This is a genomic window from Pseudomonas sp. HP_01, from assembly GCF_055284355.1.
On sequence record NZ_JBTOPV010000030.1, the window covers coordinates 14,743 to 27,542 of the forward strand.

The following is a 12,800-nucleotide window of genomic DNA, read 5'->3' on the forward strand; positions in this document are numbered from 1 at the left end:
GCCGCGCCAGCGGGAATACGAACGCTTAAAGGAATACGTAATGGAATGGCTGACCAACCCTGAGATCTGGGTTGCTTTCTTCACGCTGACTGCCCTGGAAATCGTGCTGGGCATCGACAACATCATCATGATCTCGATCCTGGTCAGCCGCATGCCCAAGGCGATGCAGCCGCGCACCCGAATCTTCGGTCTGGCGCTGGCGATGGTGACGCGGATTCTGCTGCTGCTGTCGATCACCTGGGTCATGCGCCTGACCGACGACCTGTTCGTGGTCTGGGGCCAGGGCATTTCCGGACGCGATCTGATCCTGTTCTTCGGTGGTCTGTTTCTGTTGTGGAAGAGCTCTCAAGAGATTTACCACGGCATGGAAGGCGAGGAAGAGACGCTGGACGAGCCGAAAGGCAAGGGCGGCATGTTTCTGTACACCATCCTTCAGATTGCAATCATCGACATCGTATTCTCGCTGGATTCGGTCATCACCGCCGTCGGCATGGTTTCCCACGTACCGGTGATGGTCGCGGCGATCATCGTGGCTGTGCTGATCATGATGCTGTGCGCGGGCGTCATCAGCGACTTCATCGAGAAGCACCCTTCGCTGAAGATGCTGGCGTTGTCGTTCCTGATCGTCGTCGGTACCGTGCTGATTGCCGAGTCGTTCGATGTGCATGTGCCGAAGGGCTACGTTTACTTCGCCATGGCGTTCTCGCTGGCGGTCGAAGCGATCAACATCAAGATGCGCACGTCGATGGCTAAAAAGCGTGCAATGCAGGACCCGGTGAAACTTCGGAAGGACGTGCCCGGTCAATAACGTCCGCCGTACAGACTTCAAAACAACGGGGCTGTAAATGCCCCGTTTTTTTATTGGCAGAGCACAAAGCTGCAGCTTCAAACACCTGATTTATGACAGATTTGTTTCAAGAAATAATCCGCTGTGCCATGCTGGCATTAAGGCCGCAGGCCGACTAAAGCTTTAGTTGAGCGCGCTGTTCGATGCACCTCAAGCGCCTACGCTCGCTACACGCTGGATCTTTTAACTTTGCCCGATGGGCAACCTACAGGGGGCTCTCCGTATGCTGACCCTGCTCGATTTGCTTTCCGCCGTCGCGCTGTTGATCTGGGGCACACACATCGTTCGGACCGGCATTCTGCGTGTCTACGGCTCGCAGCTGCGCCGGGTCATTGGCCAGAACATGTCCAAACGCCCGCTAGCCTTTGTCGCGGGGATACTGGTCACCGCAGTGGTGCAAAGCAGTAACGCCACGGCGATGCTGGTGACGTCCTTCGTCGGCCAGGGCTTGATGGGTCTGACGCCAGCGCTTGCCATCATGCTCGGTGCCGACGTCGGTACTGCGGTGATGTCGCGAATCCTGACGTTCGACCTGTCGTGGCTGTCGCCGCTGCTGATCTTTCTGGGCGTTGTCTTCTTTCTGTCGCGCAAACAAACCCGTGTCGGCCAATTGGGTCGTGTCGGTATCGGTCTGGGCTTGATCATTCTCGCCTTGCAGCTGATCGTCACTGCTGCCGCGCCGATCACTCAGGCGGCCGGGGTGAAGGTGTTGTTCGCGTCACTGACGGGCGATCTGCTGCTCGACGCATTGGTCGGCGCCATGTTCGCGCTGATCTCCTATTCAAGCCTCGCGGCCGTGCTGCTGACGGCGACCCTCGCGGGCGCGGAAATCATCAGCCTGCCGGTGGCGATCGGTCTGGTGATCGGCGCCAACATCGGCAGCGGCCTGTTGGCGTTCCTCAGCACCAGCATGCAAAACGTGGCCGGTCGACAAGTGGCGCTGGGCAGCCTGCTCTACAAACTGATCGGCCTGTTGCTGATCACTCCGGTGCTGACGCCGCTGGTGGCTTGGATGGACACGCTGAATGTCAGCCCCTCGAGCCTGGTCATCAGCTTTCACGTTATTTACAACTCCCTGCGCTGCCTGATCATGCTGCCGACGGTGGGGCCAATGGGGCGCCTGTGCGCGTCAATTCTGCCGCAGCAGGCGGAGATCAACGGCCAGACCAAGCCTCGCCATCTGGACCTGACCGCACTCGCCACGCCGAGCCTGGCGCTGGCCAATGCCGTGCGCGAAACCCTGCGCATGGGCGATCTGATCGACAGCATGCTCAATGCCATGCAAGAGGTGCTGCGAGGCAACCAGACGGCGGTCACTCAGGAAGTGCGCCGACTCAATGATGATGTCGAGGTGCTCTACAACGCCATCAAGTTGTACCTGGCGCAGATGCCACGCGATGACCTCAGCGATCAGGACAATCGCCGCTGGGCGGAGATTATCGAGTTGGCGATCAACCTGGAGCTGGCCAGCGGGCTGATCGAGCGCATGCTGCGCAAGGTCCAGCAGCAGAAGACGTCGCAGCGGCGGTCGTTTTCCGATGTCGGCCTGGAAGAACTCTCCGGGCTGCATGAGCAACTGATGGCGAATCTGCGTCTTGGCCTGTCGGTTTTCCTGAGCGGCGACCCGGAAAGTGCGCGCCAGTTGTTGCGCGAGAAGCGTCGTTTTCGGGCACAGGAGCGGCGCCTGGCCCATGCCCATGTCAGCAGGCTGCAACGTAAGATCGTGCAAAGTATCGAGACCAGTTCCTTGCACCTCGAGTTGATCTCCGACATGAAACGCTTGAACTCGCTGTTCTGCAGCAGCGCCTACGCGGTCCTTGAAACCACCGACACAGGCGCCTTGTCCAGCGAGGGCAATGCGGAATAATCGTGGTGAACGCAGGGGCCGCTGCGAAGTCTGTTACACATACCGGCCCGCAAGGAAGCCCGTTTTTATGCGTTGCCTGCTGTTCTTTTGCTTGGTTCTGACATCCCTTTCTTCCGTGGCCCTTGACCGGTTTCAGGTCGAGGGCTACGTGCTGCCCAACGGTTTGCAATTGCTGCTCAAGCCTGCGGACAAAGGTCACGTGTCTATTCGTCTCGTTGTCGGTATTGGCTTCGATGATTTCAAATGCGAAGACAAAGAGCTGCCGCACCTGCTTGAGCATTTGCTTTTCAGCGGGATCGACAATAGCGGTGAGGGCGGCCTTGAGCAGCAGATGCAGGCGTTGGGCGGCGAGTGGAACGCGTTCACCAGCAACACCGACACCACCTTCGTCATTGAGGCGCCAGCGCAGAATCAACGCAAGGTGCTCGACCTGCTGCTCAATCTACTGACCCATACGCAAATCAATCAGGCGAATCTGGACACCGCCAAGCGCATCGTCGCCCGTGAAGACGGTGGCCATTATTCGCATTTGCAACGCTGGCTGGACAAACGCGACCTGGGCCACGGCGCCAGCAGCCAGCTTGCCGTGGAGCTCGGCCTTAAATGCCCGGAGCGGCCCGAGGTCGATCACCTCACGCTGGAGCAGATCGAGAATATCCACGACAACTGGTACGCCTCCAATAACATGACGCTGATCATCGTGGGCGACCTCGACAAGTTGCTGCCGGCCTACCTGGAGCGCACCTTCGGCCAGTTGAATGCAGTGGATCCGACGGAACATCCGCCCCTTCGTTCGATGACGGAGAAGGCCGATCCCGAGCGCACGCTGATCCGCGGCGCATTGGGTGATGGCGCGAAGCTGCATCTGCTGTTCCCCGAGCCGGATATGGGCGAGCAGCACGATGAGACCTGGGATCTGGTGAAGGCTTATCTGGACTGGGCGCTGTACAGCGAACTGCGTCTGGACAAGGGTTACTCCTACGGACCATGGGCCGATCGCGAAGCGTTTGGGGACACGGGTTTTCTCAGCCTCAACGCTGATCTGAACCGCGAAGACGTCGATTCGGCCACTGCCGCGGTGCGCTCAATGCTCCAGCGGTTGCGCAAGGAGGGCATGGACCCGGCCACCTTTGCGCGGCTGCAACAGGCGTCCGTTGCCAAGCAGGCGTGGGCGGTTCAAGGCAATAGCGCGCTGGCCGACTATTACTGGGGTGCGCTGAATGATTACGACGATGGCCGCTTCCAGGATCCGGCCAAGCGAATCCGTGGCGTGAGCCTGGACTTGGCCAATCAGGCGATGCGTCAACTGCTGGCGCAACCCGGGTATCTTCGCGTCGAGGAGCCACTGCTCAGCTACGATGAGCTGTACGCCGTCGGATGCCTGCTGACGGCGCTGTTGGCGTTGCTGATTATCTGGCGATGGCGGATTTACAAGAAGCGGCCGTTGTAAGCGAGGCGTTAGGCGTTCGAAGATTTCGTCGCGGTGGGCGCAGTCCGATTTTTGTTTTTTTTATACACCCAGACCCATATCTAAGAGCGACGCGCCACGATGCCTGACATTAACGCAATCATTAAGAACCCGCTGGTACAGCGCGCCCTTGAGTTCATCAAGCGCTATCCCGGACTGATTGCGTTCTTCGGTTTCTGCTCAGGCATCGGCAGCTTCATTCTGGTGGATCGCCAAGCCAAGCTGGCGACCTGGATTGCGGTCGTCCTGCTGGTGAGCTGGATCTGGCTGATGGTGGAAAACAGTGCCGTCGCCCTGTTCGCGAAGATGTTTAAACGCGAGATCCCGCAGCCTCTGTTGCGCTACGGCACACAGATGATCCATCAGGAAAGCCTGTTTTTCGTATTGCCGTTCTTCTTCGTCACCACCACGTGGTACAGCGGCCAGCTGGCGTTCACCGGGTTGCTCGGCGCAGCAGGTCTGATTTCGATCATCGACCCTCTGTACTACAAATGGCTGGCGCCGCGCCGCTGGCTGTTCATGGCCCTGCACACCCTGACGCTGTTCGCTGCACTGCTCACGGCGCTGCCAATCATCGTTCACCTGACCACGGCCCAGAGCTACAAGCTGGCGCTGGGCATTGCGATGCTGCTGTCGTTTCCGAGCCTGGCATCGGGCTATCCGATCAACAGCTGGAAGCGCGGCCTCGGCGTGGTGGCCATGACGCTGGCAATCGGCGGCGCGGGCTGGATGGCGCGATTCTGGGTACCGCCGGCGACCCTCTGGCTGACCGAGGCGGCGATCAGCACGCGCTTCGACAATCAAAATCGCACACCCGGCGAGAGCATTCAGGAAATCGGCGTTAACCAGCTGCGCAGCGCCGGGCTCTACGCCTATACATCGATCAACGCCCCGCGCGGTCTGAATGAGCGGATTTATCACGTGTGGCGCCACAACGGCGAGGAAGTAGAGCGGATTGCTCTAGACATCAAAGGTGGTCGTGAAGAAGGCTATCGGGCCTGGACGCACAAGCAGAACTTTCCGCCGGACGTGCTCGGCAAATGGCAAGTGAGGGTGCTCACCGAGGACGGGCAGATGATTGGTGTGCTGCGCTTCGACGTCACCGAGCGCGATCAGCCTGCCGTCACTCGCAACAAGATCAAACCGGCGGGCCTGAAGCCTGGCACCGACGCTGCGGAGCCGGATGATTCAGGGGCGAAAAAACCTGCAGACGGCGCACCCGCCGAGAACGCTTCTGACCCGGCCAAAAACAACTAAGCTCGTCGCTATGACCTCACTGACCACGCAGGCTTCTTCCGCGCCCAAGATTCCAGGGCGCGTTTTGTTGGACACTTCGAGCAATCCCGTGCAGCTGCGGATTGCCGGAGACTGGACGCTCGCCCATTATCGCGAACTCAAGCGCCAGACCGATGCACTGAGCGCCGGACTCAGTCCAACCACCCTCGTCGACATGGACGAACTCGGCGCCCTCGACACCGCTGGCGCGTCGTTGCTGGTAGAGCTGCTGGGCGTGCAGCGCCTGCGGTTGCTGGCCGTTCAAGCGCCTAACCTGCCGGAGTCCAGCCGCGCGCTGATGCAAACCATCCAGAGCGCACTGGCTGACTACTGCCAGCCCGTCCGAGAACCGGAAGCGGCCGTGGGCATGCTGCTGCTGGCGCGCATTGGCGCGGCGGTGGACGTGATCTGGAAGGACACGCTGCAACTGCTGGGCTTTATCGGGCTCATCCTGCAGACCTTCGCTTCTACGCTGTTTCGCCCTCGGCGCTGGCGTACCACTTCCGTCATCGCCCACATCGAGCAAATCGGCCTGGACGCCGCTCCCATTGTGGCGCTTCTGACCTTCATGGTCGGCGCCGTGGTGGCCTTTCTCGGCGCCACAGTGCTAAAGGCTTTTGGCGCAACTATTTTCACCGTCGACTTGATCGGCTTTTCGTTCCTGCGGGAATTCGCTGTGCTGCTGACCGCCATCCTGCTGGCCGGTCGCACGGCCAGCGCCTTCACCGCGCAGATCGGCTCGATGAAAGCCAACGAGGAACTGGATGCGCTGCAAACATTGGGGCTGAGTCCTACAGAGCTGCTGGTATTGCCCCGCGTGATCGCGTTGCTTATCTCACTGCCCATGCTGACGTTTCTCGCGATGATCTGCGGCATTGTCGGTGGCGGCGTAGTCTGTGCTTTGTCGCTGGGCATCTCGCCCGCGATGTTCCTGTCGCTGATGCAGGCCGACATCGGCGTGCAGCACTTTCTCGTCGGCATCGCCAAAGCGCCGATCTTTGCGTTCTTCATCGCAGCCATCGGTTGCCTTGAGGGGTTTAAGGTCGAGGGCAGTGCCGAATCTGTCGGGGCCCACACGACGTCCAGCGTCGTGCAGTCCATTTTTGTGGTCATCGTGCTGGACGCCCTGGTTGCGATGTTCTGCATGGAGATCGGCTGGTGACCCGTCGTTGCGTACAACCCGTCGAAACGGTGATCGAGGTCCGCGGCCTGAGCAATCGCTTCGGCCCGCAAGTGGTGCATGAGAACCTCGATCTGGACCTTTATCGCGGGGAGATCCTTGGCGTGGTGGGCGGCTCCGGTGCCGGCAAGTCGGTTTTGCTGCGCAGCATTGTCGGACTGCAAAGGCCCGCCGCAGGAAGTGTCCGCGTCCTGGGTCAGGATTTGCTGAATCTGTCCGACAAGTCGCGCTCTCAAGTGGAACGACGCTTCGGGGTACTGTTTCAGAAAGGCGCGCTGTTCTCCTCGCTGACTATCTCGGAGAACGTCGCGCTGCCGATGATTGAACATGCCGGGCTGAGCCGCGAGGAAGCCGAGCATCTGGCCGGTATCAAAATGGCGTTGGCCGGACTGCCGCTGTCAGCGGCGCACAAGTACCCCGCGTCGCTCTCGGGCGGCATGATCAAGCGCGCGGCGCTGGCGCGAGCACTGGCGCTGGACCCGGACATCCTGTTTCTGGACGAACCTACGGCGGGGCTTGATCCGATAGGCGCCGGCGCGTTCGACCAGTTGATCCTGACCCTGCGCGACGCATTGGGGTTGAGCGTGTTCATGGTCACCCACGACCTCGACACGCTTTATACAATCACAGACCGCGTCGCCGTGCTGGCGCAAAAGCGCGTGCTGGTCGCAGACAGCATCGACAAGGTGTCCGCGACCAAGGACGCCTGGATTCACGAATACTTTCATGGCCCCCGCGGCCGCTCGGCCTATTCGGCGGCCACCCACCCACACGAGGTCTCATGATGGAAACCCGCGCCCATCACGTTCTGATCGGCCTGTTCACGGTGATCGTGGTCGCCGCCGCGCTGCTGTTCGGTCTGTGGCTGGCAAAATCCAGCGTCGACTCGGCTTTCAAGGATTATCAGGTTGTCTTCAACGAGGCAGTGACCGGCTTGTCTCGCGGCAGTCCCGTTCAATACAGCGGGATCAAGGTCGGTGACGTCGTGCAGTTACGTCTTGATCCGCAGGACCCGCGCCGGGTGCTGGCGCAGATCCGCGTTGCCGGCGAAACCCCGATCAAGCGCGACACCTTCGCAAAACTGGCACTGGCCGGCATCACCGGTACATCGCTCATCCAGCTCAGCGGCGGCACACCGCAAAGCGAGGAGCTGAAGGGCGAGGGCGGCAACCTGCCAGTGATCATCGCCTCACCGTCGCCCATTTCGCGGCTGCTGAACGACAGCGACGACTTGCTCAGCGGCACCAATACGCTGCTGCACAACGCCAACGCGATGTTTTCCTCGAACAACGTGCAGACGCTGTCGCGCACGCTGCAACACCTGGAGCAGACCACCGGAGCGATCTCCGATCAACGCGACGACATTCGTCAGGCCCTGAAGCAGATGACGCTGCTGAGCAAGCAGGCCGGCGCGACGCTGGAGCAAACCTCAACGCTGATGCGCAACGCCAACCAACTGCTGACCAGCGACGGCAGACAAACCATCGCCAGCGCACAACAGGCGATGAAGTCTCTCGAACAAAGCAGCCAGACCATCAACACGCTGCTCAAGAGCAACCAGAATTCGGTGAACGAGGGGCTGCAAGGGCTGGGCGAACTGGGCCCGGCAATTCGCGAGCTGCGTGAAACCCTCAGCTCATTGAAAACCATCTCGCGCAGCCTGAATGCCAACCCGAGCGGCTACCTGCTGGGCAGCGAAAAGAATAAGGAGTTCGAGCCATGAGGCTTGTCGGTCAGTCCATTACTCGACTGTTGTTGGCGGCAACCCTGTTGTCCCTCGGCGCCTGTTCGATTCTCCCCGAACAGGCGCCCTCGGATGTCTACCGTTTGCCAACGGCATTGCCCGCCAGCAAAGGGACGTCGCCCGTGTTGTGGTCGTTGCGGGTGGTAAGGCCCAAGTCCAGCGAGACACTGGACAGCCCGCGCATCGCCGTTATCCCCGAGGGCAATGTCATCAGCAGCTACAAGGGCGCGCGCTGGAGTGATCCGGCGCCGGTGCTGTTGCGCAACCGTTTGACCGATGCTTTCTATCGCGATGGGCGAGTGCAGTCGATCAGCACTGACGACAGCAATCTGCAGGCTGATTATGAATTGGGCGGGGAGATGCAGGCATTTCAGAGCGAGTATCGTGGGACCAGCATTGAAGTGGTGATTCGCCTTGATGCGCGGCTGGCCGACGATCGCCAGCGGATTGTGGCGAGCCGGCGTTTTGAAGTGCATCAGCCAGTGGTCGACAAGCAGGTGTCGGCGGTGGTCTCGGCGTTCGGCCAGGCCAGCGATACGCTGGCCGCCCGAGTGTTGCAGTGGACCGTTGAACAGGGCGAGAGGCGTTACACCGCCGAGCCGAAGAACCAATAGCAGACGGCAATCGCAGCGACGACACCGGCGAACTCCGCCAGCAGCGCGCAGCCCACGGCGTGTCGCGCGCGCTGGATGCCCACGGCACCGAAATACACCGCCAGCACGTAGAACGTGGTTTCGGTGCTGCCTTGAATGGTCGCCGCGACGAGGGCCGGGAAGCTGTCGACACCTTGGGTTTTCATGGTCTCGATCAGCATCGCCCGCGCCGCGCTGCCGGAGAACGGTTTGACCAGTGCGGTCGGCAGCGCATCAACGAAGCGGGTGTCCATGCCCAACCACTGTATCCCGTGGCGAATGCCTTCAAGTATCAGATCCAGTGCGCCGGATGCGCGCAGCACGCCGACGGCGCAGAGCATCGCGACCAGATAGGGCAGCAGGTTCTTGGCGACGTCGAAGCCTTCTTTCGCGCCCTCGACAAAGGTTTCATACACCTTGACCTTGCGCAGCGCGCCAATCACCAGGAACAGCATGATGATGCCGAACAGCGTCACGTTGCCCAGTACCGACGACAGGCTCGACAGCGCAGCGGCGGACAGCCCGGCCAGTACGGCCATGAAGCCGCCCAGCAGCAACGCGCCGGGGATCAGGTAGGCGAGCACCACCGGGTCCCACAACTTGAGGCGCTGCATGAACGCCACCGACAGCAGACCGACCAGCGTCGAGGCGCTGGTGGCGAGCAGGATCGGCAGGAACACCATGGTGGGGTCGGCGGCACCTTGCTGGGCGCGATACATGAAGATGGTCACTGGTAGCAGCGTCAGCGAGGAAGCGTTGAGCACCAGAAAGAGGATCTGCGCATTGCTGGCGATGGTCTTGCTGGGATTGAGCTCTTGCAGCGAGCGCATGGCCTTGAGGCCGATGGGCGTGGCGGCGTTGTCCAGACCCAGCGCGTTGGCGGCGAAGTTGAGGGTGATCAGGCCCAGCGCCGGGTGGCCGCGCGGCACTTCGGGCATCAGGCGATGAAACAGCGGCGCCAGGACCTTGCCCAGCCAGTCGACGATACCCGCCTTTTCGGCGATGTTGAGAAAGCCCAGCCACAGGGTCAGGGTGCCGAACAACAGCACCATGACTTCCACCGACAACTTGGCCATGGCGAAGATGCTCTCGACCATGGCGGCAAAAACGCCGGCATTGCCCCCGACAAGCCATTGCGCCAGCGCAGATATCGCCGCGACCACGAAAAACCCAAGCCATAGGCCGTTCAGCATACAAATCCCCTCGCAAGATGCGGCGATGATAACGGCGGGGGCAGAAACAACAAACCCCGGCCGGAGCCAGGGTTTGATGATTCACGCCAGACAGTGATTATTCGACCGTCGACTGACCCGCCGGTAGAGGGTCCTTGCCACGCCAGTGGGGCAGGGAGTTCCAGTAGCGCTCGCCCTTGGCATCGTCGTACATGCCTTCCCAACGCGAGATCACCAATACGGCGAGTGCGTTGCCGATCACGTTCAGCGCCGTGCGCGCCATGTCCATGATGCGGTCGACGCCGGCAATGAACGCCAGGCCTTCCAGCGGAATGCCCACGCTACCCAACGTCGCCAACAGCACGACAAACGACACGCCCGGCACACCGGCGATGCCCTTGGACGTCACCATCAGGGTCAGGACGAGCATCAGTTGCTGACCGATCGACAGATCAATGCCGTACAGCTGCGCGATGAACAGCGCCGCGATGCTTTGATAGAGCGTCGAACCGTCGAGGTTGAACGAGTAACCGGTCGGTACCACGAAGCTGCTGATGGCCTTCGGCGCGCCGTACGCTTCCATCTTCTCGATCACGCGCGGCAGCACGGTCTCGGAACTGGCGGTGGAATAGGCCAGCACCAATTCATCTTTGAAGATGCGCATCAGCTTGAGCACCGAGAAGCCGAACAGGCGCGCAATCAGGCCCAGCACCACGAAGGCAAAGAAGGCGATAGCGACGTACACCAGAATCACCAGCTTGGCCAATGGCAGCAGCGAGGCGAAGCCGAAGTTGGCGACGGTTACGGCGATCAGTGCGAATACGCCAATTGGCGCGTAGTTCATGATCATGTGGGTGACCTTGAACATGGTCTCCGAAACGCCCTGGAAAACCTTCACCAGAGGATCACGCACTTCCGCATACAGGCTCGACAGGCCCAGACCGAAGAACACCGAGAAGAAGATGATCGGCAGCATGTCGCCACGGGCAACGGCCGCGAAGATATTGGACGGGATGAGGTTAAGGATCGTCGCAACAAAGGCATGGTCATGCTGGACTTCAGCGGTGGTTTTCTCGTACTGCGAGATGTCCACCGTGCCCAGCGTACTCATGTCGATACCAGTGCCGGGGTGGAAGACGTTGGCCAGCAGCAAACCTACAACAATCGCAATTGTGGTGACGATTTCAAAATAGAGGATGGTTTTCAGACCGATACGGCCGAGCTTCTTGGCGTCGCCAACGCCTGCGATTCCGACGACCAGAGAAGAAATCACAATCGGGATAACGATCATTTTGATCAGGCGAATGAAAATGTCGCCCGCTGGCTGCAGGATATTGCTGATCCACCACGCTTTTTCGGTGCCGAAATGGTTCAGGACGGCGCCGATGGCGATCCCCAAAACCAGGCCGATGAGGATCTGCCAGGCGAGGCTCAGTTTTGCCTTCTTCATGTCATTACCTTGTTGTCATTGCCGGGACATCCCCCAACCACACGTTCATCATTGCGCTTGCCAGCAAGCGCGACGCCGCGGTCGCCGTCAGGACTGTCTCGTAAGTGGCCGCAGGCGAGCATCCGAGCTCTGAGCAGGCGAAAAAGGCGCAACTATTCCCACGGTGAACGCCATCGTCTAATGCCGTAAACGACTACCCTATGCCGAATCGGCATGATGTAAATCAATCACTTACAGGGGATGCGCTAAAAGAGTGCGGTTTTGCTGCACACGAGAATGCTGAGAACTGGCTAATACGTCGTCTGTAGAGGATTTACACGAAGCGACATGGGAATAGGACAGACTGGCCACGGATGGCCAACACGCCATTTAAGCGGGGGTTTTTTGGCGATATACGGTCGTAGGAAAAGGGGAAGAGGCTATGTAGGACGCATGAGGGCCTTTAGACCCTAAGGGAATTGAGACTGTTTGCGCCTCGCAAGTCCACTGTCGAATAACGGCGGAACCGAATTGGACAAAGGACTTGCGTTGCGGCTTGCCTGACCCGGCCCACGCGTGAGAGTACTCCTTGTACACCTAGGACGCTTCAATCACTCCCTTGATCGTAACGCCCCGGCCCCTTGGTCATACGCGCACCGTCTTCGGGCTGCGCGTCTATCAGGAAGGTCTGTCAGGGACAGGTCTCCCATCATTCGAATCAGTACCAGTTTGGATCTTTCTTGAGCTGTTCTTTCAGAAGGCCTTGCATGCCTTCATCTGGCTTGCCCAAAAACCGGTAGTCCGCATGACGCGTCGGCGATTTGTCTGCGGGAAGTCCCGCTGGCACTTCGACCAACATGGCGTACGCATGGGACTTGTCCAGGCTGAACGCGACAATGAGGCGCTTATTGCGGCAAGTGTCCTGGGTCTCGCAGAGCGGCCCGACCAGATACTTGTCGCCGTCTTCGGTCACGGCATTCATCTGCTCAGAGGATCCGGAGAGATTGATCACCCAATCGGGCAGTCGGTCTTCCTTCTTCACTATGCTCGACCACGTTTCACGGTACTCGGGATCCGAGCTCAAAAGCTCGTTCGCCCGAGACTGACCGTCGTTGGCCGCCATGGCTGTAACGCTGGCGCTCCCAAGGAGCGCCAATGTCAATGCATGGAAATGCTTGAAGCCCAT

At 60.0% G+C, this 12,800-nt stretch carries 11 protein-coding genes; 8 read left to right on the forward strand and 3 right to left on the reverse strand.

Annotated elements, in window-relative coordinates; all coding sequences use genetic code 11:
• Positions 1-40: 40 nt before the first annotated feature.
• The 8 genes from ACYAR8_RS16620 to ACYAR8_RS16655 all read left to right on the forward strand — a co-directional run bounded on the left by ACYAR8_RS16620 (position 41) and on the right by ACYAR8_RS16655 (position 8,995).
• Positions 41-808, forward strand: coding sequence for a TerC family protein (locus ACYAR8_RS16620; protein WP_108121304.1), 768 nt, complete (start codon positions 41-43; stop codon positions 806-808).
• Between the two features lie 262 nt (positions 809-1,070).
• Positions 1,071-2,714 (forward strand): Na/Pi cotransporter family protein, encoded by a 1,644-nt coding sequence (locus ACYAR8_RS16625; protein ID WP_108121303.1) that lies wholly within the window; start codon positions 1,071-1,073, stop codon positions 2,712-2,714.
• Positions 2,715-2,781: 67 nt separating this feature from the next.
• Positions 2,782-4,164, forward strand: coding sequence for a M16 family metallopeptidase (locus ACYAR8_RS16630; RefSeq protein ID WP_074892467.1), 1,383 nt, complete (start codon positions 2,782-2,784; stop codon positions 4,162-4,164).
• Positions 4,165-4,263: 99 nt separating this feature from the next.
• The gene (locus tag ACYAR8_RS16635) at positions 4,264-5,439 is read left to right on the forward strand and encodes a DUF5924 family protein (RefSeq protein ID WP_463580462.1); all 1,176 of its coding nucleotides are present in this window, start codon (positions 4,264-4,266) and stop codon (positions 5,437-5,439) included.
• 10 nt (positions 5,440-5,449) lie between these two features.
• Positions 5,450-6,619, forward strand: a complete 1,170-nt coding sequence (locus tag ACYAR8_RS16640; protein ID WP_108121300.1) for an MlaE family ABC transporter permease — start codon at positions 5,450-5,452, stop codon at positions 6,617-6,619.
• Positions 6,616-7,422 carry an ABC transporter ATP-binding protein gene (locus ACYAR8_RS16645; RefSeq protein ID WP_463580463.1) on the forward strand — a complete coding sequence of 269 codons (807 nt, stop codon included), beginning with the start codon at positions 6,616-6,618 and terminating at the stop codon, positions 7,420-7,422. The genes ACYAR8_RS16640 and ACYAR8_RS16645 overlap by 4 nt, the downstream gene beginning before the upstream one ends.
• Positions 7,422-8,360, forward strand: a complete 939-nt coding sequence (locus ACYAR8_RS16650) for an MlaD family protein (protein ID WP_108121299.1) — start codon at positions 7,422-7,424, stop codon at positions 8,358-8,360. Before ACYAR8_RS16645 ends, ACYAR8_RS16650 begins: the two co-directional genes overlap by 1 nt.
• Complete coding sequence (locus ACYAR8_RS16655; RefSeq protein WP_463580464.1) at positions 8,357-8,995, forward strand: ABC-type transport auxiliary lipoprotein family protein; 639 nt, start codon at positions 8,357-8,359, stop codon at positions 8,993-8,995. The genes ACYAR8_RS16650 and ACYAR8_RS16655 overlap by 4 nt, the downstream gene beginning before the upstream one ends.
• On the opposite strand, the gene ACYAR8_RS16660 is transcribed toward ACYAR8_RS16655, so the two are convergent.
• From ACYAR8_RS16660 to ACYAR8_RS16670, 3 genes are all read right to left on the reverse strand, one after another.
• A complete protein-coding gene (locus tag ACYAR8_RS16660) occupies positions 8,968-10,206 on the reverse strand; it encodes a nucleoside recognition domain-containing protein (protein WP_074892461.1) in 1,239 nt (412 codons plus the stop codon). The two genes, ACYAR8_RS16655 and ACYAR8_RS16660, sit on opposite strands and share 28 nt — an antisense overlap.
• Before the next feature lie 97 nt (positions 10,207-10,303).
• Positions 10,304-11,635, reverse strand: a complete 1,332-nt coding sequence (gene gltP / locus ACYAR8_RS16665; protein WP_463580465.1) for a glutamate/aspartate:proton symporter GltP — start codon at positions 11,633-11,635, stop codon at positions 10,304-10,306.
• 697 nt (positions 11,636-12,332) lie between these two features.
• Complete coding sequence (locus ACYAR8_RS16670; RefSeq protein WP_463580466.1) at positions 12,333-12,800, reverse strand: inhibitor of vertebrate lysozyme family protein; 468 nt, start codon at positions 12,798-12,800, stop codon at positions 12,333-12,335.